The organism is Allobosea sp. BK604 (genome assembly GCF_004341515.1).
Classification (GTDB): domain Bacteria; phylum Pseudomonadota; class Alphaproteobacteria; order Rhizobiales; family Beijerinckiaceae; genus Allobosea.
This window is the reverse complement of the sequence record NZ_SLZF01000001.1, coordinates 576,310-597,350: the sequence shown is the minus strand read 5'-3', so window position 1 is coordinate 597,350 and position 21,041 is coordinate 576,310. Positions and strand designations below refer to the sequence as shown.

Annotated in this window: 23 protein-coding genes; 12 read left to right on the top strand and 11 right to left on the bottom strand. The window is 66.6% G+C overall.

Features of this window, described 5'->3' with window-relative positions; genetic code table 11:
* Nucleotides 1-59: 59 nt before the first annotated feature.
* From EV560_RS02965 to ygfZ, 3 genes are read right to left on the bottom strand one after another with little or no spacing between them, the layout of a single operon-like run.
* The gene (locus tag EV560_RS02965; RefSeq protein ID WP_131853822.1) at nt 60-662 is read right to left on the bottom strand and encodes a YfbR-like 5'-deoxynucleotidase; all 603 of its coding nucleotides are present in this window, start codon (nt 660-662) and stop codon (nt 60-62) included.
* Nucleotides 663-664: 2 nt separating this feature from the next.
* The gene (locus EV560_RS02960) at nt 665-1,288 is read right to left on the bottom strand and encodes a DNA-3-methyladenine glycosylase I (protein WP_131853820.1); all 624 of its coding nucleotides are present in this window, start codon (nt 1,286-1,288) and stop codon (nt 665-667) included.
* Complete coding sequence (gene ygfZ, locus EV560_RS02955) at nt 1,285-2,199, bottom strand: CAF17-like 4Fe-4S cluster assembly/insertion protein YgfZ (protein WP_131853818.1); 915 nt, start codon at nt 2,197-2,199, stop codon at nt 1,285-1,287. Before ygfZ ends, EV560_RS02960 begins: the two co-directional genes overlap by 4 nt.
* A gap of 87 nt (nt 2,200-2,286) precedes the next feature.
* Here ygfZ and EV560_RS02950 point away from each other — a divergent pair, with 87 nt between their 5' ends.
* The 5 genes from EV560_RS02950 (at nt 2,287) to EV560_RS02930 (ending at nt 6,911) form a co-directional block, all read left to right on the top strand.
* On the top strand, nt 2,287-3,627 hold the full coding sequence (locus tag EV560_RS02950; protein ID WP_131853816.1) for a dihydroorotase: 1,341 nt from the start codon (nt 2,287-2,289) through the stop codon (nt 3,625-3,627).
* Nucleotides 3,628-3,838: 211 nt separating this feature from the next.
* On the top strand, nt 3,839-4,501 hold the full coding sequence (locus tag EV560_RS02945; RefSeq protein ID WP_131853814.1) for a dihydrofolate reductase family protein: 663 nt from the start codon (nt 3,839-3,841) through the stop codon (nt 4,499-4,501).
* Between the two features lie 104 nt (nt 4,502-4,605).
* Complete coding sequence (locus EV560_RS02940) at nt 4,606-5,034, top strand: YciI family protein (protein ID WP_131853812.1); 429 nt, start codon at nt 4,606-4,608, stop codon at nt 5,032-5,034.
* Nucleotides 5,035-5,117: 83 nt separating this feature from the next.
* A complete protein-coding gene (locus EV560_RS02935) occupies nt 5,118-5,543 on the top strand; it encodes a YciI family protein (protein ID WP_131853810.1) in 426 nt (141 codons plus the stop codon).
* Between the two features lie 87 nt (nt 5,544-5,630).
* Nucleotides 5,631-6,911 (top strand): RNA polymerase sigma factor, encoded by a 1,281-nt coding sequence (locus EV560_RS02930; RefSeq protein ID WP_131853808.1) that lies wholly within the window; start codon nt 5,631-5,633, stop codon nt 6,909-6,911.
* Between the two features lie 114 nt (nt 6,912-7,025).
* Here the strand turns inward: EV560_RS02930 and EV560_RS02925 are convergent, their stop codons facing one another.
* From EV560_RS02925 to pdxH, 5 genes are all read right to left on the bottom strand, one after another.
* Complete coding sequence (locus EV560_RS02925; protein ID WP_131853806.1) at nt 7,026-7,295, bottom strand: hypothetical protein; 270 nt, start codon at nt 7,293-7,295, stop codon at nt 7,026-7,028.
* A gap of 206 nt (nt 7,296-7,501) precedes the next feature.
* Nucleotides 7,502-7,951: a TIGR02301 family protein gene (locus EV560_RS02920; RefSeq protein ID WP_248311866.1), complete on the bottom strand. Its 450-nt coding sequence runs from the start codon at nt 7,949-7,951 to the stop codon at nt 7,502-7,504.
* Entirely contained in the window at nt 7,948-8,430 is a 483-nt protein-coding gene (locus EV560_RS02915) for an NUDIX hydrolase (RefSeq protein ID WP_248311865.1), read from the bottom strand. Before EV560_RS02915 ends, EV560_RS02920 begins: the two co-directional genes overlap by 4 nt.
* Nucleotides 8,427-9,149: an SDR family NAD(P)-dependent oxidoreductase gene (locus tag EV560_RS02910; RefSeq protein ID WP_131854706.1), complete on the bottom strand. Its 723-nt coding sequence runs from the start codon at nt 9,147-9,149 to the stop codon at nt 8,427-8,429. The genes EV560_RS02915 and EV560_RS02910 overlap by 4 nt, the downstream gene beginning before the upstream one ends.
* 70 nt (nt 9,150-9,219) lie before the next feature.
* Nucleotides 9,220-9,834, bottom strand: coding sequence for a pyridoxamine 5'-phosphate oxidase (pdxH, locus tag EV560_RS02905; protein WP_131853804.1), 615 nt, complete (start codon nt 9,832-9,834; stop codon nt 9,220-9,222).
* A 143-nt stretch (nt 9,835-9,977) separates the two neighbouring features.
* On the opposite strand from pdxH, the gene EV560_RS02900 reads away from it, so the two are divergent.
* From EV560_RS02900 to fabI, 3 genes are all read left to right on the top strand, one after another.
* On the top strand, nt 9,978-10,421 hold the full coding sequence (locus EV560_RS02900; RefSeq protein ID WP_248311864.1) for an RT0821/Lpp0805 family surface protein: 444 nt from the start codon (nt 9,978-9,980) through the stop codon (nt 10,419-10,421).
* Nucleotides 10,422-10,685: 264 nt separating this feature from the next.
* A complete protein-coding gene (locus tag EV560_RS02895) occupies nt 10,686-11,606 on the top strand; it encodes a DnaJ C-terminal domain-containing protein (protein WP_131853800.1) in 921 nt (306 codons plus the stop codon).
* Nucleotides 11,607-11,724: 118 nt separating this feature from the next.
* Nucleotides 11,725-12,564: an enoyl-ACP reductase FabI gene (gene fabI, locus EV560_RS02890; RefSeq protein ID WP_131853798.1), complete on the top strand. Its 840-nt coding sequence runs from the start codon at nt 11,725-11,727 to the stop codon at nt 12,562-12,564.
* A gap of 1 nt (nt 12,565) precedes the next feature.
* On the opposite strand, the gene folK is transcribed toward fabI, so the two are convergent.
* Genes folK through folP form a run of 3 tightly spaced genes read right to left on the bottom strand, consistent with a single transcriptional unit; the run spans nt 12,566 to nt 14,272 of the window.
* Nucleotides 12,566-13,081, bottom strand: a complete 516-nt coding sequence (folK, locus tag EV560_RS02885; protein WP_248311863.1) for a 2-amino-4-hydroxy-6-hydroxymethyldihydropteridine diphosphokinase — start codon at nt 13,079-13,081, stop codon at nt 12,566-12,568.
* A complete protein-coding gene (folB, locus tag EV560_RS02880; protein WP_131853794.1) occupies nt 13,071-13,445 on the bottom strand; it encodes a dihydroneopterin aldolase in 375 nt (124 codons plus the stop codon). Before folB ends, folK begins: the two co-directional genes overlap by 11 nt.
* Complete coding sequence (gene folP, locus EV560_RS02875; protein WP_131853792.1) at nt 13,442-14,272, bottom strand: dihydropteroate synthase; 831 nt, start codon at nt 14,270-14,272, stop codon at nt 13,442-13,444. Before folP ends, folB begins: the two co-directional genes overlap by 4 nt.
* A gap of 155 nt (nt 14,273-14,427) precedes the next feature.
* Between folP and EV560_RS02870 the strand changes: the two genes are divergently transcribed.
* The 4 genes from EV560_RS02870 (at nt 14,428) to aroC (ending at nt 20,983) form a co-directional block, all read left to right on the top strand.
* On the top strand, nt 14,428-15,024 hold the full coding sequence (locus EV560_RS02870; protein WP_131853790.1) for a histidine phosphatase family protein: 597 nt from the start codon (nt 14,428-14,430) through the stop codon (nt 15,022-15,024).
* A 274-nt stretch (nt 15,025-15,298) separates the two neighbouring features.
* Entirely contained in the window at nt 15,299-19,309 is a 4,011-nt protein-coding gene (locus EV560_RS02865; RefSeq protein ID WP_248311862.1) for a Pls/PosA family non-ribosomal peptide synthetase, read from the top strand.
* 104 nt (nt 19,310-19,413) lie between these two features.
* On the top strand, nt 19,414-19,791 hold the full coding sequence (locus EV560_RS02860) for a hypothetical protein (RefSeq protein ID WP_165923291.1): 378 nt from the start codon (nt 19,414-19,416) through the stop codon (nt 19,789-19,791).
* A gap of 73 nt (nt 19,792-19,864) precedes the next feature.
* Nucleotides 19,865-20,983 carry a chorismate synthase gene (aroC, locus tag EV560_RS02855; protein WP_131853784.1) on the top strand — a complete coding sequence of 373 codons (1,119 nt, stop codon included), beginning with the start codon at nt 19,865-19,867 and terminating at the stop codon, nt 20,981-20,983.
* Nucleotides 20,984-21,041: the final 58 nt, after the last annotated feature.

Below are 21,041 nucleotides of genomic sequence, written 5' to 3'. Positions count from 1 at the left end.
CGCCGGTAGCCGCGGGAAGCGCGAGCACTTGTTCCGGAAATGAAAAGATAGCGCGGTGCTCAGCGGCCTCCGAGTTCCCTGAACCTTGCAACGAAACGGTCCTGCGCCTGTTCCGTCGAAAGCGGCTTCAGCCAGTCCATCACGGCTGGTGGCAGAGGCTGCGGGCGGCCGAAGAATTTCAGCGCTTCCGCGCGGTCGAAACCCGCCAGTTCCGTAGCCTCGAAGAAGGCCGAAATCTTGTCCGCGTCCTTGGTCTTGCGGGCGAGCGTCTCCGGCGTCGTCGCCGGCAGGCCGAAGCGCAGGTGGATCGCCGTCAGCAGGCGCAGTTCGACGCTCTTATAGGCATCGCCCATCACGACCTTGAACGGTGAGATCATGTCGCCGATGACGTATTCCGGCGCATCGTGCAGCAGCGCCACCAGTCGCCAGGCATCCGACCAGTCGGGGTTGAGATGTCCCGCGATCGCTTCGACCAGCAGGCAATGCTGCGCCACCGAAAAGGAATGGGCGCCGATCGTCTGGCCGTTCCAGCGCGCGACGCGGGCGAGGCCATGGGCGATGTCGTCGATCTCGATATCGAGGGGCGAGGGGTCGAGCAGGTCGAGGCGGCGGCCCGACAGCATGCGCTGCCAGGCCCTCGGCGGGGCGGGAGCTTTTGCCATGCTCAGGCGGCTGGCCTGCTGTCGCGAGCCAGGGCGGCGCATTCCTGCCAGCGGAAGCAGCCGGTGACATGGTCGTTGACCAAGCCGCAGGCCTCCATGAAGGCGTAGACGATGGTCGGGCCGCAAAAGGTGAATCCGGCGGCCTTGAGTTGCTTCGAAATCGTCTCCGACACCTTGGTCTGGGTCGGGACCTCCTCATGCGTGCGGAAGGCGTTCTGGACGACGCGGCCGTCGAGATGGTTCCAGAGGAAATCGGCGAAGGGCTGCTTCTCGCTGATCTTCAGATAGGCCTGGGCGCTCTTGATCGTGCCCTCGATCTTGCCGCGATGGCGGATGATGCCGGCGTCCGCCAGCAGGCGCTGGACATCGGCCTCGCTGAAGCTGGCAACTTTCTCCGGCTCGAAGCCGGCGAAGCCGGCGCGGAAGGCGTCGCGCTTGCGCAGGATGGTGATCCAGGCGAGCCCGGCCTGGAAGCCGTCGAGGATCAGTTTTTCCCAGAGCGCGCGGGAATCATATTCCGGCACGCCCCATTCGGTGTCGTGATAGGCGAGGTAGAGCGGATCGGTGCCCGGCCAGACACAGCGGAACTTGCCGTCGGGCCCTTCGACTGCTGCGCGCCCGGTCATGCTGCGGCTCCAAAGCCGGGCTCGCCCGGGAAGGGGAAGCGCAGGAAAGCGGGCTTCTCCAAGGTGAAGGCAAGGCCGCCGCCTTCGAGCGCATGGCCTTCCGCCAGCGCGTCGGCGACGCGGTCGAGCCGGAGCATGGCGATGCCGCGGCCGCCGGCGGCCGACCCGACGCGGCCGAGCGCCTTGCCGCCGGCCGTCGCCTCGACGCCGATTTCGGGATTCAGGCCCTCGGTGAAGGCGACCGGCACGGCGCGGGTGCGGGCGGTGCCGCGATGCTGCATGCGGGAGACGACCTCCTGGCCGATATAGCAGCCTTTCTTGAAGGAGACGCCACCGAGCTGATCGAACAGGGCCTCGTGCGGGAAGGTGTCGTTATAGGCAAAGTCGCGGCCGCCATCGGGAATGCCGAGCGCGATGCGGCGCGAATGATAGGCGTCCATGTCCTCCGCCGCGATCTCCTCGACGCCGTCGCGATCGGTGATGGCGCGGTCGCCGAGCTCCGGCAGGCGCGGATCGGCAAAGACCAGGCCGGCATCCTCCGGCAGCTTGCCGCCATCGGTCGCGGCGATCACGGCGCTCGCTTCGCTGAGATCGTCGAGCGCGACCTTGGCGCGCAGCTTGTAGAGTTTCAGTCGCTTCATCAGATCGGGCACCTGGAGGAGCGGCACGTCGAGCAGGAAGCCGCCTCCTTCCGCCTCCGGCACCGCGATCACCAGAAAATCGCTGATGATCTTGCCTTGCGGTGTCAGGAGCCCGCCATAGCCGGCGCGCTCGGCCGTGACGAGGTCCATCTCGTTGGTGACGATATTCTGCAGGAAGTCGCGCGCATCCTCGCCGCTGACGCGGATGACGCCGCGGTCCTTGAGATGGGCCGCCTTGAGATGGCCGCCCTTGTGATGACTTGCCGACATGGAACGCGTTCTCGATTCTGGCTGGACGCCGGTTCCTGCGATAGGTAGGCCGCTTCAGTCCCTTCCTCAACCAGCAGGACCGTTCCCATGCCGCAGAGCTATGATGTCATCCTGAAGGGCGGCACGGTGGTGAACCAGGACGGGCGCGGCGAGCGCGATCTCGGGGTCACCGGCGGCAAGATCATGGCCATCGGCGACCTGAGCCAGGCCTCGGCCGGCGAGGTGGTCGATTGCCGGGGGCTGCATATCCTGCCCGGCGTGATCGACAGCCAGGTGCATTTCCGCGAGCCGGGGCTCGACCACAAGGAAGACCTGGAGAGCGGCTCGCGCGCCGCTGCGCTCGGCGGAGTGACCTGCGTCTTCGAGATGCCGAACACGAACCCGCAGACGGTGACGCCGGAGGCGCTGGCCGACAAGATCAGGCGCGGCACGCATCGCATGCATTGCGATTTCGCCTTCTGGGTCGGCGGCACGCATGAGAATGCGCATGAGGTCGCCGATCTCGAACGCCTGCCGGGTGCGGCCGGCATCAAGGTGTTCATGGGCTCCTCGACCGGCGATCTCCTGGTCGAGGATGACAAGGGCGTCGCCGAGATCCTGAAGCGCACGCGCCGGCGCGCCGCCTTCCACTCCGAAGACGAGATGATGCTGCGCGAGCGGATGAACCTTCGCGTCGAAGGAGATCCGTCGAGCCACCCGGTCTGGCGCTCGCCCGAGGTCGCGTTGACCTGCACCAAGCGGCTGGTCCGGATCGCGCGGGAGACCGGTGCGCGGGTGCATATCCTGCATATCTCGACCGGCGAGGAGATGGTCTTCCTAAGGGATCACAAGGATGTCGCGACCGTCGAGGTGCTCCCGAACCATCTGACGCTTGTGGCGCCGGATTGCTACGAGCGGCTCGGCACCTATGCCCAGATGAACCCGCCGATCCGTGACGACAGCCATCGCCAGAGAATCTGGTGGGGTGTCGAGCAGGGCATCGTCGACGTGCTCGGCTCGGACCATGCGCCGCATACGCATGAGGAGAAGCACCACGCCTATCCGGCCAGCCATTCAGGCATGCCGGGCGTGCAGACGCTGGTCCCGATCATGCTCGACCATGTCAATGCCGGGCGGCTGACGCTGGAGCGCTTCGTCGATCTTTCCAGCCATGGCCCGCAGCGCATCTTCGGGCTGGAGGGCAAGGGCCGGATCGCGGTCGGCTACGATGCCGACTTCACGATCGTGGACATGAAGCGGCGCGAGACGATCACGAATGACTGGATCGCCTCGAAATGCGGCTGGACGCCCTATGACGGCGTCACCGTCACCGGCTGGCCGGTCGGTACCTATGTGCGCGGCAAGAAGGTGATGTGGGAGCGCGAGCTGGTGACGCCTTCGCAGGGCGAGCCGGCGCGCTTCCTCGAGGCCCTGCCGCGGGCGGTGTGAATCTCGACGCGCCATTTCCGGAGCACAGCGTAGCGACGACGCGGCTTCGCCGCTTGTCCGGGATGAGGTCGAAAGCCAGCTGAAAAGAAAAATGCGACGGGGCTCGAAATTTTTTCGAGCCCCGTGTCGATTCCCGTCGATCCCGTTCGTCGTGACGGCAGAGACCCGATGCACAAGCCCGTGCGACGGTCCTCACGAACGGAGAATCGAGATGAGAAAAGTCGTTGCCGCCACCTTCCTGTCCCTCGATGGCGTGATGCAGGCGCCGGGCGGCCCGGAAGAGGACGTTGCCGGCGGTTTCAGCCATGGCGGCTGGACCTTCCACTACTGGGACGAGGTCATGGGCGAGGCGATGGGCAAGGCCTTCGAGACGCCCTTCGATCTGCTGCTCGGCCGCCGGACCTATGAGATCTTCGCGGCTCACTGGCCTCATGCCGGCGCGGAGGATCCGATCGCCAAGGTGTTCAACCAGGTCACGAAATATGTCGCGACCTCGTCCAACGCGCCGCTGACCTGGCAGAACTCGGTCGCCCTGCGCGATCCGGCTGCCGAAGTCGCCAAGCTGAAGCGGCAGGACGGGCCGAACCTCCTGATCCAGGGCAGCAGCGTGCTGATCCAGACCCTGCTGAAGGACGACCTGATCGACGAGATCGACGTGATGGTCTTCCCGCTGATCCTCGGCAAGGGCAAGCGCATGTTCGGCGAGGGCGCGATCCCGGCCGCGCTGAAGCTCGTCGACAGCAAGGCCTCGTCGACCGGCGTGGTGATGAACCGCTATCGCCGCGAGGGCGAGCTCAAGACCGGTTCCTTCGCCTTCGACGAGCCGAGCGAGGCCGAGATTGCCCGCCGCGAGCGGATGACGGCCGAAGGCTGACGAAAAAATTTCATGAGCATTGTCGATTTTGCTTCGCGCCGTTCGACGTCACCATAGAGGGCGGCAACAGGTGGCCCTTCGGTCGACAACCCAAGGAGAGAAACATGCGTTTCATGGTCATCGTCAAGGCAACCAAGGACAGCGAAGCCGGGATCATGCCGGGCATCGAGCTGCTCACCGCGATGGGCGCCTATAACGAGGAGCTGGTGAAGGCCGGCATCATGCTGGCCGGCGACGGGCTGCATCCGAGCTCGAAGGGCGTGCGCGTCCAGTTCAACGGCGACAAGCGCGGCGTCGTCGACGGGCCCTTCGCCGAGACCAAGGAGCTGATCTCCGGCTTCTGGATCTGGCAGTGCAAGTCGATGGAAGAGGCGGTCGAATGGGTCAAGCGCTGCCCCAACCCGATGCTCGGCCCGTCCGAGATCGAGATCCGCCAGATCTTCGAGCCCGAGGATTTCGGCGCCGAGTTCACGCCCGAGCTGCGCGCGCAGGAAGAGCGCGTCTGGGCCGAGGCCAAGAAGAACGCCGGCTGATCAGAGCGACATTCCAACCTTCCACTCAATCCGGACGGCGCGAGGCACCGCCTTGGCCGCTCCTATCCCAAAGGAGAAGACCGATGCGTTTCATGGTGATGGTCAAGGCGACGACCGACAGTGAGGCCGGTGCGCCGCCGACCCAGGAACTGCTGGAAGCGATGATGGCGTATAACGAGGAACTCGTGAAAGCCGGCATCATGAAGGGCGGCGACGGCCTGCAGCCGAGCTCCAAGGGGGCGCGTGTGCAGTTCGACGGCCCCAAGCGCGCTGTCGTCGATGGCCCCTTCGTCGAGACCAAGGAACTGGTCGCCGGCTTCTGGCTCTGGGAGTGCAAGTCGCTCGACGAGGCGATCGAATGGGTCAAGCGCTGCCCCAATCCGATGCCCGGCCCATCCGAGATCGAGATCCGCCCGCTCTACGAGCTGGCCGATTTCGGTGAGATCGTGACGACCGAGGTCGTGGCCACCTGGGATCGCCTCAAGACCGAGATCGGCGACAAGACCTGAAACACCCTTCGGGGGCGGCTGAAGCTGCCTCGCGCAGTGCCCGGCCGGCTTGCCAGAGAAGGCCGCTGATGGTGTGTATCGCAGCCGATGACGGCAAGCGATGCACACCGCACGGTTGAGGCGGTCTTCAGGATCGAGTCCGCGAAGCTCATCGCGGGCCTGACGCGATTCACCCGTGATGTCGCCCGGGCCGAGGAGCTGGCGCAGGATGCGCTGGAGGCCGCGCTGAAGCAGTGGCCGGAGACCGGCGTGCCGCGCAGCCCCGGCGCCTGGCTGATGCAGGCGGCCAAGAACCGCGCCATCGACGCCATCCGCCGCGACAAGCTGATCCAGCGCAAGCACGAGGAGCTCGGCCAGGACCTGGAGTCCGATGCCATGGCGGTGCCGGATCTGGATGCGGCCCTCGACGATGATGTCGGCGACGACCTGCTCAGGCTGATCTTCACCGCCTGCCACCCCGTCCTTTCGGTCGAGGCGCGGCTGGCGCTGACGCTGCGCCTGCTCGGCGGGCTGACGACCGAGGAGATCGCGCGCGCCTTCCTCGTGCCCGAGCCGACCATGGCGCAACGTATCGTCAGGGCGAAGAAGGCGCTGGCCGACGCGAAAGTGCCGTTCGAGGTGCCGCATGGCGAGGAACTTGCCGCTCGCCTCGCCTCGGTGCTCGAGGTGGTCTACCTGATCTTCAACGAAGGCTATGCCGCCACCGCCGGCGAAGACTGGGTCCGCCCGGCGCTCTGTGAGGAGGCGATGCGGCTCGGGCGCATCCTGGCGGAGCTCGCACCGCAGGAACCGGAGGTCCACGGCCTGATCGCGCTGATGGAATTGCAGGCCTCGCGCTTCAAGGCGCGGGTCGGGCCGTCAGGCGAGCCGGTCCTGCTGCTCGACCAGAATCGCGGGCTCTGGGACCGTTTGCTGATCCAGCGCGGGCTCGCGGCGCTCGACCGGGCGCTGGCGCTGCAGGTTCCGGCCGGGCCCTATCTGCTGCAGGCCGCGCTCGCCGCCTGCCATGCGCGGGCGCGCACGGCGGAAGAAACCAACTGGCGGCAGATTGCAGCGCTCTACGGCGCTCTTGGGACGCTGATGCCTTCGCCCGTGGTCGAGCTCAACCGGGCGGTGGCGGTGGGCATGGCCGAGGGGCCGCAGGCCGGACTCTTACTGGTCGATGCGCTGGCCGCGGAGCCGGCGCTCAGGACCTACCATCTGCTGCCGAGCGTGCGCGGCGATCTGCTGGTCAAGCTCGGCCGCAACGAGGAGGCGCATGTCGAGTTCGAGCGCGCGGCAGCGCTGACCAAGAACCTGCGCGAGCGGGCATTGCTGCTGAAGCGTCGCGAGGATGCGCGGCTTGCGGCGAAGGAGAGCCGTCCGTAGAATCAGCCCCCGCCCAGCACATCGGCCCGAAAAGTGGATTGCGTTTTTCGGCAATGCCGGTGCGCAAACAAGAAGCTGGATCATCGGGCCGGATACGATATCCGGTCCGAAGATCTAGTGGCGGGTGCCCGTGGTGAAGGCGCCGCTGCGGACCTTTTCGGGCAGGGCCTCGGAGAAGACCGCCGTCGCTTCCTCGCCATAGGTCTCGACGAGGGTGCGGAAGGCGGCGAAGAGCGCGGCATGGGCCAGGGCATCGCTGTCGAGCCCGTCCTGCTGCGCTTCGGTGAAGGCGTCCTCGACATAGCTATAGGCCACGCGGCGAGCGTCGTTCCGGTCGTCGGCGAGCAACGGGTCGAGCGGCAGATCGTCGGAGAGGATGGACATGAAGGCACAAATCCGGCGGCATGATCGCCAACGCGCCTCACGGAGTTGTTCCGATTCGGTACGCCAGCGGCGATGACTAGCCATCAAGTCATACGTCAGGAGGGCGGTGCGGCGCCACTATCGCGTTTAAGAAAGGTTAATTTGACCGCGAGAGTTTTGAAAAAGACACAGTTTCGTCCAGATGTGACCTATCCGCCATAGAGCGGTCATCCTCCATAGCGGCCGGCCAGCACCCGGGCCAGGCGTTCCCCCTCCGCCGCGAGCCGAGTCGAGGCCTCCTGGCTGACATCGGTGCAGCTGCGGTGGGTCACCGAATAGGCGCGAAAACCCCGATTATAGGCGCTTGTCAGGCGCTCGCGCCGCAATGGCGTGCGTCCTTCGGCCTCGACCAGGGCGGTCATGCGCTCGCGCCAGTCCTGTGCTTCCTTGCCGGCGCAGAGCGTCCTCAGATAGGCAAGCGAGCCCATGATCTCGGCGAGCTTGAGCAGTTGTGGCTCATAGGGCGGGGGCGGCGGCTCCGGTTCCGGAGCCGGTTGCGCCGGCTGCTGGGCCGGTGCCGCCGGGCGCTGCGCCTGTGCATAACTTTCCGCAACCGGCGCAGCCGATAGCACCAGGGCCGCCAGCGCGGCGCGAATCAGGCGCGCCGACATGGTCATGGCGAGTGCCCGGCATCATGGAAAAGCGTCTGGGCGCGGCGCAGCACATCGCCGAGCTCGCGCGTCGTTGCGAGGCCGCCGAGGCGCCGCGGATCGACCCATTTCACCGCGCCCGCCTCAGGCCCGACGGTCGGCTCGCCCGAGAGCCATTCGCCGACGAAGGAGGCGACGACGAAATGATGCGTCACGGCGCCCGCCGAATCGCGTCCGAAGATCTCGACATGGCGGTTGAAGCCAATGATGCGGGCCTGGACCCCGACCTCCTCATCGAGCTCGCGCAGGGCTGCCTGCTCGAGCGTCTCGCCGGCCTCGACCTTGCCGCCCGGCAGCGACCAGAGCTGGTCAGCCGGAGGCTTGGTCCGGGTCGCGAGCAAGACCTTGCCCTCGCGGAAGACCGCGATCGAGGCTGCGAGCACGGGCCGCGCCGGCGCCTTGGCGCTGCTCGGGAACTTGATGACCTGGCCGCTGTCGCCGCTCACACGTGCTGCCCGCCATTGATGTGGAGTTCGGCGCCGGTGACATAGCTCGAGGCGTCGGTGCAAAGGAAATAGATCGCCTTCGCCACTTCCTCGGTCTTGCCGAGCCGGTGCAAGGGCAGCTTCTCGACGATCTTCTCGGTGCCGGGCGAGAGGATGGCCGTATCGATCTCACCCGGCGAGATCGCATTCACCCGGATGCCGAGCGGGCCGAAATCCGCGGCCATCTCGCGGGTGAGGCTGGCGAGCGCCGCTTTCGAGGTGGCGTAGGCCGCGCCCGCGAAGGGGTGCACGCGCGATCCTGCGATCGAGGTGACGTTGACGATCGTGCCCTTGGCCGCGGTCAATTCGTCGAGCAGGCCGCGCGCGAGCATGATCGGCGCGAAGAAATTGACCTGGAAGACCTTGTGCCAGTCGTTGAACGAGGTGGTGGCGGCACCCAGGCGGGCGCCGGTCGGCCCTTTCGGCGAGATGCCGGCATTGTTGACGAGCGCGTTGAGCTTGCCGCCCTCGGCCGCCAGCCGCTTCTTGATCTCGGCGATACCGCGCATCGTGTCCTCGGGATCGCCCAGATCGATCTGGACATGGTCGTCGGCGCCGGACGGCCAGGGGCATTTCTCCGAAAAGGCCTGGCGCGAGCAGGAGAGGATGCGCCAGCCCGCCATGGCGAACTGCATCACCGTGGCATGGCCGATGCCGCGGCTCGCCCCGGTCAGCAGCATGACCGGGCGCTTGCCGGGCTCGGTCTTGGGGAAGTCGAATTTCGGCATGGCCATGAGAGGTGGTCTCTCCTCAAGGGTAAAGGCGGGTGCGCGTCCAGGGTTCTGCCGCCGAGGGCCGGCGGAAGACGACACGGTCATGCAGGCGGAAGGCGCCGTCGCGCCAGAATTCGATATAGACCGGACTGATGCGGAAGCCCGTCCAGTGCGGCGGCCGGGGGATCTCGCCGATGCCGAATTTCAGCGCGTGGGCCGCGACCGACTTTTCCAGTGCGAAGCGGCTTTCCAGCGGGCGCGATTGCTGCGAGGCCCAGGCGCCGATGCGGCTGTCGCGGGCGCGTGTCTGGAAATAGGCGTCGGCCTCCGCCTCACTCACCAGTGAGACTGGGCCGCGGATGCGGACCTGCCGGCGCAGGCTCTTCCAGTGGAACAGGGCGGCCGCCTTGCCCTGGCCAAGCAGTTCCTCGCCCTTCTGGCTCTGGGTGTTGGTGTAGAAGACGAAGCCGTCGCGGTCATGACCCTTCAGCAGGACCATCCGGACATTGGGCAGGCCATCGGCATCGACGGTCGAGAGCGCCATGCCGTTCGGGTCGTTCGGTTCCGAGCGGCCAGCCTCTGCGAGCCAGGTTTCGAACAGGACGAAAGGCTCGTCCGCCTCGGTAAAGTCACCGGGTGTTAACCGTTCCACGTGCCTAATCCTCGGTGAGTTCTGTGCATGCGTCGGGGCGAGCGCATTCGGTGGGTTTGACAGCAAGCTTATATAGGTCAGGCGCGGGGGCGATCCAAAGCCCTCATCGGCGCGCGACGGGAATGCGCCCGGTTTGTGTCGCGATGACCCTGCTGCTTGCGGTCGCGAGCGCGGGCTGCTCGGTCTCCTTCCCGATCATCGGCCTGTCGAGCAAGGGCGATGACGAGGTGGCGATGACGACCTCCTCGACCCTGCCGGCGCGCGGCGCTGCCCAATCGGGCGCGCTGATGGCTTTCGCCTCGGAGCTGGGACCGGAGGACATGCGCCGGGCCGATGGCGCCATGGCGGTGGCGCTCGACCCGCAGGGCAATGGCGCGCCGGTGAGCTGGGACAATCCGCAAAGCGGGATCAAGGGCAGCTTCACTCCGGTGGGCGGGCCCTTCCTGCGCTCCGACGAGGTCTGCCGGGCCTTCATCGCCGCGGTCCAGACCCAGAAGAGCCCCGGCAAGGTGCAGGGCACAGCCTGCCGGCCTTCGGGTGGTGAATGGGTCGTGAAGGAAACCCAGCCCTGGAAGGGCACCAGCTGAGACCGGTCGATACCTCTAACCGGGGCGGCCGCCTGACGTGATCCTCTGCGCTTCCGGTGCTCACGGACGGTAGTCCGCTCCGCTCTGGTTCTCTACGATCACGCCAGCCGACTCACCCCGGCGAAGTCCCGAACGATCTCAGGCGAAGACACGTTCAATAGGATGTTGCCTTCCAGCCACACCATCCCCACATAGCGGGCGCAGCCGCCTTGCGCCAGAACGGCGATGGGGCGGCAATCCATTTGTATGATTGGGGTTCATTGCATGCGTGATCCGTATCAGGTCCTGGGCGTCGCCCGTGGGGCGAGCGAGGCCGAGATCAAGAAGGCCTTCCGCAAGCGCGCCAAGGACCTGCATCCCGACCGCAACCAGGACGACCCGAAGGCGCAGGACCGCTTCGCCGAGCTCAACGGCGCCTATGAGATCCTGGGCGACGAGACCAAGCGCAAGCAGTTCGACCGCGGCGAAATCGATGCCGAAGGCAAGCCCAAGTTCCAGGGCTTCGAGGGCATGGGCGCCGGGCGCGGCGGCAATCGTCAGGGCGGTTTCGAGTATCATTTCGGCCAGGGCTTCGGCGGGCGCGGTGGCGCTGGCGGCGGCGCGGATGGCGGTTTCGACCCTTCCGACATTTTCGGCTCGCTCTTCGGCGATGCCGTGCGTCGGCAGGGCAGGGCACGGCCCGAGCCGCAGAAGCCGGCCGACCAGAGCTTCACGCTCGAGGTCACGCTGGCCGAGGCCGCGTCCGGCGCGACCCGGCGTGTGCGTCTGCCCGGCGGGCGCGAGGTCGAGGTCACGATTCCCGAGGGTGTCAGCGATGGCAAGGTCATGCGCCTGCGCGGCCTCGGCCAGCCCGATCCGTTCTCCGGCGAGAGCGGCGACGTGATGATGACGATCAAGGTCAAGCCCGATCCGCGCTTCACGATCGAAGGTAATGACCTGCGCACACGCGTTGCAGTGCCGCTCGGCAAGGCCGTGCTGGGCGGGCCGATCCATGTGCCGACGCTGACCGGCGCGGTCGAGATGAAGATCCCGCCACTGACCGGCTCCGCCAAGCAGTTCCGCCTGCGCGGCAAGGGGCTGAAGGGCGAGAAAGGCGCGGTCGGCGACCTCTTCGTCAGCATCGATATCGAGATGCCGGAGAGCGACGCTGAGCTGACAGCGCTGATGAAAGCGCGCGCCGGCTGAACGGGGGCGAGCGGGCATTTACCCACCAGTGAAGGCCCGCCCTGTCCTAAAACCGCTTCCCACATTCCGGCATCTTGATCTAAGAGACCTCCCGCTCCGTCCAATTCGCAGGTCTCAGATGCCCGAATCCAGCGCTGCCTCCTCGGTCGCCCATGTCCTCAAGGGCAAGCGCGGTCTCATCATGGGCGTGGCCAATAACCGCTCGATCGCCTGGGGCATCGCCAAGGCGGCTGCCGATGCCGGCGCCGAACTCGCTTTCACCTATCAGGGCGATGCGCTGAAGAAGCGGGTCGAGCCGCTGGCGCAGCAGCTCGGCGGCCATGTCGTCGGCCATTGCGACGTCACCGATGGCGCTTCGATCGATGCCGTCTTCGCCGAGGTCGAGAAGCTCTGGGGCAAGCTCGATTTCGTCGTCCACTGCATCGCCTTCTCCGACAAGGACGAATTGACCGGGCGCTATGTCGAGACCAGCGAGGCGAATTTCTCGAAGTCGCTGCTGATCTCCTGCTATTCCTTCACCGCCATCACCCAGCGCGCCGAGAAGCTGATGACGGACGGTGGCTCGCTGCTGACGCTGAGTTATTACGGCGCCGAGAAATGGATGCCGCATTACAACGTCATGGGTGTCGCCAAGGCGGCGCTGGAGGCGAGCGTGCACTATCTCGCCGCCGATCTCGGCCCCTCTAAGATCCGCGTCAACGCGATCTCGGCCGGCCCGATCAAGACGCTGGCGGCATCCGGCATTGGCGATTTCCGCTACATCCTGCGCTGGAACGAGTACAATTCGCCGCTGCGCCGCACCGTGACGATCGAGGAGGTCGGCGAAACCGCGGTCTTCCTGGTCTCCGACATGTCGCGCGGCATCACCGGCGAAATCCTGCATGTCGATGCCGGCTACCATGTCGTCGGCATGAAGGTGCCGGACGCGCCGGACATTACGCTCGACAAGGGCGAGTAGCTCACTCCTCCAGCAGCGCCCCCAGCCGTGTCGTCGCCTCGTCGTCGAGGCGGACGCTGTCGTCAGCCAGTGCTGCGTGCAGTTCAGCGACGCTCTTCTCGCCGATCATCAGATGCGGCGCGATCTCGTTGAGCGGGGTCAGCACGAAGGCGCGCTCGGCGATGCGCGGATGCGGGATCTGCAGGCCCGGCCGGTCGATCGCCTCCTCGCCATAGGTCAGGATGTCGATGTCGAGCGTGCGCGGGCCCCAGCGCACGAGACGCTCGCGGCCGCGCTCGCGCTCGATTTCCAGGCAGAGTTCGAGCAGCTCGCCTGGCGACAGGGCCGTTTCGATCAGCACGGCCATGTTGAGGAAATCGGGCTGGTCGAGCTTGCCCCAGGGCGCGGTGCGGTAGACCGAGGACTGCCGCAGCAGGATGTTTTCGGGATGGCGCTTCAGGCTGGCAAGGGCCGTCGCGAAGGCCTCGATGGGATCGTCGAGATTGCCGCCGAGAGCGAGCGCGGCCTCAATCTTCACGGCGGAAATCCAGCTTGATGCCGACGGCCGCCATCCGGCCGGGGATCGGCGGGGCGGGCTTGCGCATGGTGATGCTGATCGCGGTGATCGGCGGGTAGGTCGCGAAGATCGCGTCGGCCAGGGCGCGGGCCGCCGCTTCGAGCAGCTTGAAGCGGCGGGCGGAGAAGGTCCTGGTCACCAGCGCGACGACTTCGCCATAGTCGACCGTATCGGCGAGATTGTCGCTGACGGAGGAGGCACGCAGGTCGCAATCGAGCACGAGGTCGATGACGAAGCGCTGGCCGAGCCGCTCCTCCTCGGCGAAATGGCCGTGATAGGCGTAGAGATCGAGCTCCTCGATCAGGATCTGTCCGGTCCGGCTCATGAGGCTTCTCCGATGGCCGACCAGACCTTGAGGGCCTCGGCATGCGGGCGCACATCATGCGCGCGGATGATCGCGGCGCCCTGGGCGACGCCGTAGAGATGGGCAGCGATGCTGCCGGCGACACGCTCGGCGGCGATTTTCTGTCCCGTCACCAGTCCGATCGTCGATTTGCGGGAGGCGCCGAGCAGGATCGGGCAACCGAGCTCCTTGAGCCGGCCGAGATCGCGGATCAGCGCCAGGTTCTGCTGCGGTGTCTTGCCGAAGCCGATGCCGGGATCGACGACGAGCTGGGAGCGCGGCACGCCGGCCTCCGTGGCGATCGCGATCGAGCGTTCTAGGAAGCGCAGCACATCGGCGAAGATGTCGATCGTTGCGTCGACGCTGTCGCGGTTGTGCATGAGGATCATCGGCGCACCCCGGCGGGCGGCGACGGCGGCGATGGCCGGCTCGCGTTGGGCGCCCCAGACGTCGTTGACGATCATGGCGCCGGCGCTCAGCGCCGCTTCCGCCACCTCGGCCTTGTAGGTATCGATCGAGATCGGCACGTCCCTGCGCGCCCTCAGGCCGGTGATGACCGGCATGACGCGGGCAAGTTCGGTCGCGGCATCGACGTGGGCATGGCCCGGCCTGGTCGATTCGCCGCCGATATCGACGATCTCAGCCCCTTCGGCCGCGAGCCGTTCGCCATGGGCGATCGCCGCCTCGGCATCCCGAAGCAGGCCGCCATCGGAGAACGAATCCGGCGTGACGTTGACGATGCCCATCAGCAGCGGCGCCCCCGCGAGCGCCAGCCTGCGGCCATCGGGCAAGGTCAGTGCGGCGATCATAGGGGCTTGCGCGATTCCGGGTGGTCGAGCGCCGCCTATACACAGCGCGGCCGGCCACGGCCAATGGAAAGCGTTTCAGCGCCATGGCTGCGGCGCATGGCCCCATCACCCTCTCTCGCTTTGACGCGGCGATGCCGAGCGTGCATGAGCCGGGCATGATCCCGCTGACACTCTCCCACCGGCTTTTCCTGGTTCGTCATGGCGAAACCGACTGGAATCGGGAGGGCCGGCTCCAGGGCGGCCAGGATATCCCGCTCAACGACCTCGGCCGCGAGCAGGCGGTGGAGGCGGCAGGGCGGCTGCGCAACCTGGTGAATGGCTATGACGGGCTCGACTTCATCGCCTCGCCAATGCAGCGCGCCTGCGAGACCATGGAGATCCTGCGCCGTCAGCTCGGCCTGCTGGCGAAGGATTACCGCCGCGACGAGCGCCTGAAGGAGCTGACCTTCGGAGAGTGGGAAGGCTTCACCTGGCGCGAGGTCCGCAAGGCCGAGCGCGAGCTGGCGCTGATGCGCGAGCGCGACAAATGGAGCTTCGTGCCGCCCGGCGGCGAAAGCTACAAGATGCTGGCCGAGCGGCTGAGGCCCGTGCTCGAAGGGCTCGTGCGCGAAACGGTCCTGGTCAGCCATGGCGGCGTGGCGCGGGCGGTGCTGGCGCTGGTCGGCGAGGTTTCGCCGGGCGAAGCGGCGATGGTCGATATCTGGCAGGGCAAGATCCTGATGATCGACGCCGGCAAGGCGAGCTGGGTCTAGTCTCTGTCGGAGGACAGACCCTGGGAGACGCGCTTCAGCCCTCGTGCCCGAAGGTTGCCGGCCGTTCATCGGAAGTTCAGTGATGCTCGCGCAATGGTGATGTGCTAGCACGGATCCGCGCAGCGGCGACATGCTCGGCCGGGGGGCTTGGTGGGGATTCAGATCGGGATTCCCGGCGAATTTGAGGTGCGTTGAGCCGTAAAGTGGCCTTCGGGACGCGCTAGGGAGCGCGCCGCCTGGCTCACCCATCCCGGCCGGACCGCAGCAGGGCATGATGAACGATATCAGCAGTGTTTCGACTGAGGGCGCGGTCCGCAGCGCCAGCCCCTTTGCAGTCGTGCTGGGCGAAGCCCGGCCCGATCTCATTCGCGACGAGGTGCTCGGCGAGATCTTTGCTGCGAGCGTTTCCGCGCGCGGCAGCCATCCCGCCCTGACCGACACGACGCGCAAGCTTTCCTATGACGAGGTCTTCGCCGCCGCAGGCAAGCAGGCGCGTGGCCTGGTCCTCTCCGGCGTCGGCCCGGGCGACATGGTCGGCCTGTGGATGCCGCGCGGCATCGACCTGCTCATCGCCCAGATCGCCATCACGCTCTCTGGCGCCGCCTGGGTGCCGTTCGATGCCGAGGCGCCAGTCGAGCGCATCGCCACCTGCCTGAACGATGCCGCGGCCAAGGGCATCATCACCTGTCAGGATTGGCAGGGCAGGGCGGCCGGGACCGAGCGCCAGGTCTGGTCTCCGGCGGATCTTGCGGCGCTCGACGATGGCGCCGGGGTGCCGGCGCGCGCGCCCGGCCTGACCAAGGACCATCCGGCCTATCTGATCTACACCTCGGGCTCGACCGGCACGCCCAAGGCGATCGTCATCAGCCATCGCAACATCTGCCATTTCCTGCGCTCGGGGAACGCGTTCTACGGCATGGCGCCGGAGGACATCGTCTTCCAGGGCGCTTCCGTCGCCTTCGACCTGTCGATGGAGGAGATCTGGACGCCCTATCTCGTCGGCGCGACGCTGTTCGTCGCCTCGCCGGAGATGATGGGCGATGCCGAGAAGCTGCCGGCCATCCTGAACGAGGCCGGCGTCACCGTGATCGACACGGTGCCGACCTTGCTCGGAATCCTGCCGGGGGACGTGCCGTCGCTCAGGCTGATCCTGCTCGGCGGCGAGGCGCTGCCGCCCTCGATCGTGCAGAAATGGTCGAAGCCCGGCCGGCGTATCCTCAACACCTATGGCCCGACCGAAGCGACCGTGGTCGCGACCGCGACCGAGGTGAAGCCGGGCGAGGTCGTGACGATCGGCAAGCCGATCCCGAACTACTCCGCCTATGTCGTCAGCGAGGAGCTCAAGCTCGTCGGCCCCGGCGAGCAGGGTGAGCTGCTGATCGGCGGTCCCGGCGTCGCCAAGGGCTATCACGGTCGCCCCGAACTCACGGCGGAGAAATTCATCGCCAACCCGTTCGGCGGAGACGACCCGGTGCTCTACCGCTCGGGCGATGCGGTCAGCCTCGATGCCGCCGGCAATATCGCCTTCCACGGTCGTATCGACGATCAGATCAAGATCCGTGGCTTCCGCGTCGAGCTCGGCGAGATCGAGACCAAGCTCTCGGACGAGCCGGGTGTGAACCAGGCCGCGGTGGTCCTGCGCCAGGATGACGGCATCGAGCGGCTCGTTGCCTTCATCGTCGGTGAGCCGGGCGTCGCGATGGATGCGGCCTGCCTGCGCGCGGCGCTGCGCGACAAGCTGCCGCCCTATATGGTCCCGGCGCATTTCGAGGCGGTCGGCTCGTTGCCGCGCATGGTCTCCGGCAAGGTCGACCGCAAGATGCTCAAGGCGGCGCCGCTGACTGCGCCCGCCGCCACCGGTGAGCAGGAAGCGCCCCGCAACGCCACCGAGGCCGTATTGCTGGACGCGGCCAAGCGCGTTCTCGGCGCCCAGAGCCTGCCGCTCGAAGCCGATTTCTTCGTCGATCTCGGGGGCCACTCGCTGCTGGCCGCGCGCTTCATCTCGATCGTGCGCGAGGCGCCGGCCTATGCCGGCATCACGCTGCAGGACGTCTATGGCGCGCGCACCTTGCGCGGCATCGCCAGGCTGCTCGACGAGCGCGGCGCGGCCGAAGCCGAGGACCTGTCGTTCACGCCGCCGCCTTTCCTGCGCCGCCTCCTCTGCGGCCTGGCGCAGGCCGCGGTGCTGCCGGTCATCATCGGCCTGGCCACTGCGCAATGGCTCGGCGTCTTCGTCGCCTACATGCTGCTCTCCGGCGAGGATCTCTCGCTGATGGGGCAGGTCTTCGCGCTGCTCGGCGTCTATGTCGCGATCACCATCGTCACCGGCCTGATCGCGATCGCCTTGAAATGGATCGTGCTGGGCAAGACCAAGCCGGGCGTCTATCCGCTCTGGGGCGTCTATTACTTCCGCTGGTGGTTCGCCGCCCGCGTCGCCGGCCTTGTCCATATCAAATGGCTGCAGGGCACCCCGGTGATGCGCTTCTACTGGCGCCTGCTCGGCGCCAAGGTCGGGCGCGACGTCATCATTTCCGATTACGAGGTGGGCGCGATCGACCTGATCGAGATCGGCGAGGGCACGGCGCTCGGCTCCAAGACCACGTTCGCCAATGGCGAAGCCATCGGCGACAAGCTGATCATCGGCAAGATCACGCTCGGCAAGGATATCTATGCCGGCTCCTCCGTCGTGTTCGGCCATGATTGCGTGATCGGCGACCATGCCGAGATCGGCGACCTGACCGCGATCCCCGCCGGTACGCAGGTCGGCAAGGCCGAGATCTGGGACGGCACGCCGGCCCGCAAGATCGGCATGGTCGATCTCGCCGCGCTGCCGCCGCAAGCCGAGGCGAGCGCGCCCAGGCGCGCGCTGATGACCGCCTATTACGTGCTCATGCTCGTCGTGCTGCCGCCGATCAGCCTGTTGCCGATCTTCCCCGCCTTCTGGCTGTTCGACCAGATCGACAACTGGATCGCGACCTGGTCCGATCTCAGCTATCTCTGGTACCTGCCGATCCTGACCTGGCCGACGGCCATGGGACTGATCGCCTTCACCGTGCTGCTGATGGCCGGCCTGCGCTGGGCGATCCTGCCGCGCGTGACCTCGGGCTCGTGGTCGATCCATTCCGGCTTCTATGCCCGCAAATGGACGGTGGCGCTGGCGACCGAAGTCACGCTGGAGACGCTCTCCTCGCTGTTTGCGACCATCTACATGCGGTTCTGGTACCGGCTGATGGGCGCACGCATCGGCAAGGGCGCGGAGATCTCGACCAACCTCTCCGGCCGCTACGACGTCACGGCGATCGGCGAGGGTAATTTCATCGCCGACGAGGTCGTCTTCGGCGACGAGGACATGCGCCGTGGCTATATGCGCCTCGACATGACCCGGACCGGCGACCAGGTCTTCGTCGGCAACGACGCGGTCGTGCCGCCCGGCGCCGTCATTCCCGACCGGGTGCTGATCGGCATCAAGTCGAAACCCCCCGCCAATGAGACAATGCAGGCTGGCGATACCTGGTTCGGCTCGCCGCCGATCCGGCTGCCGACGCGCCAGAAGGTCGATCTCGGCGCCGACTGGACCTATAAGCCCTCGCTCGGCAAGAAGCTGGCGCGCGCCGCGTTCGAGGCGATGCACACCTCCTTCCCGGCGATGCTGTTCATCACCTTCGGCACGATCGCCGTCGATCTCGTGCTGCAGGAAAAAATCTTCGCGCGCGACTGGCTCGGGCTCGTCACCAGCTTCATCTGGGTCGCGCTGCTGATCGCCGTGGTGCAGGCCCTGATCTGCGCCGCGATGAAATGGCTGCTAATGGGCGTCTACAAGCCGGTTATGAAGCCGATGTGGTCGTTCTGGGCGATGCGCACGGAAGCCGTGGCGGTGCTCTACTGGGGCCTTGGCGGCAAGGTGCTGTTCGACTATCTGCGCGGCACGCCGTTCCTGCCCTGGTTCCTGCGTCTGTTCGGCGCGAAATATGGCAAGGGCGTCTGGCTCGACTCGACCGATATCACCGAGTTCGACTGCATCAAGGTCGGCGATTTCTGCACCGTGAACGCGCATTCGGCCTTGCAGACGCATCTCTACGAAGACCGCGTCATGAAGGTCGGCCGCGTCACGCTCGGCAAGGGCGTCTGCATCGGCGCGGGCGCGACGGTGCTCTACGACACCCATGTCGGCGACTACGCGCAGATCGGCCTGCTGACCGTGATCATGAAGGGCGAGAACCTGCCGGCGAACACCCGCTGGGAGGGGGCGCCGGCGGTGCCGGCGAAGGCGGCGGCTGAGCATTAAGTCGTAGCCTGGCGGCTGCAACTGGCGATTGCGAATCCCCTCGTGCCGTGCTGAATGTCCGCCGCCCATATGGGCTGGGGGATATGATGAATCTGAGATACGTGATGGGCAGCGCCGCGCTGGCGCTGCTGGCTGCCGGCTGCAACTCCACTACCACCTTCACCACCAAGACGAACACACCCGTCATTGTAGCGGCGCAAGGGATTTACGTTGTAGGTGCCTGCACCAGTTGGGAACCGCCGGAGACCTCGGTCTCGGCTCAGCCTGCCAATGGCCGGGTGACGACGGTCCTCGGAAAGTTTCCGATGAAGGTGAAGGGGCACCCTTGCGATGGTGCGGTGCTCGACAGGATGATCTCCACCTACACGCCGCGGCAAGGTTTTCGCGGGCAGGACCGTTTCACGATCAAGTACGACTACATCACTGATGATGGCGGCGGCCGGGCGACGACCAGCCGAGATTTCATCGTCGACGTGAAGTGAGTTGCAGCGGCGACGGGTTCCGCCTGCGCCGAAATGCGGCTAAGAGCCTGACGCGTCACAGTGTCAGGCTCCAATGTCCCATAACACCTTCGGCCATCTCTTCCGCGTCACCACTTTCGGCGAGAGCCATGGCCCGGCGATCGGCTGCGTCGTCGATGGCTGCCCGCCGCTGCTGCCGCTGAGCGAGGCCGATATCCAGGGCGATCTCGACCGGCGCCGGCCGGGCCAGTCGCGCTTCACCACGCAGCGCCAGGAGCCTGACCAGGTCCGCATCGTCTCGGGCGTGTTCGTGGAGGAGGCGACGGGCCGACAGGTCACCACGGGCACCTCGATCGGGCTGATGATCGACAATGTCGACCAGCGGTCGAAAGATTATTCCGACATCAAGGACAAGTACCGGCCGGGCCATGCCGATTTCACCTATGACGTGAAATACGGCATCCGTGACTATCGCGGCGGCGGGCGTTCCTCGGCGCGCGAGACGGCGATGCGGGTCGCGGCGGGCGCGATCGCGCGCAAGGTCGTGCCGGGCATGATCGTGCGCGGCGCGCTGGTGCAGATGGGGCCGCACAAGATCGACCGGAACAACTGGGACTGGGACGAGGTCGGCAACAACCCGTTCTTCTGCCCGGACGCCAAGGCGGCCGCCGTCTTCGAAGGCTATCTCGACGGCGTGCGCAAGGCGGGCTCCTCGATCGGCGCCGTGCTCGAGATCGTCGCCGAGGGCGTGCCGGCGGGGCTGGGTGCGCCGATCTACGGCAAGCTCGATGCCGAGCTCGCGGCGGCGCTGATGAGCATCAACGCGGTGAAGGGCGTCGAAATCGGCGAGGGCTTTGCGGCGGCGGCGCTCGCGGGTGAGGAGAATGCCGACGAGATGCGGGCCGGCAATGACGGCAAGCCGCTCTTCCTCTCCAACCATGCCGGCGGCATTCTCGGCGGCATCTCGACCGGCCAGCCGATCGTGGCGCGCTTTGCGGTGAAGCCGACCTCCTCGATCCTGGCGACGCGGGCCACCGTGACACGCACCGGAGGCGAGGCCGAGATGTTCACCAAGGGCCGCCATGATCCTTGCGTCGGCATCCGCGCCGTGCCGGTCGGCGAGGCGATGGTCGCCTGCGTCATGGCCGATCAGTTCCTGCGCCACCGCGCGCAAGTGGGCGTGGTCGAGCCGCGCTGGCCATTCCAGGATTGATCTTTCAGTATTACTGAAAATCTTGCTTCGCTTCATTGCGAATGAAGCGGCGACGCAT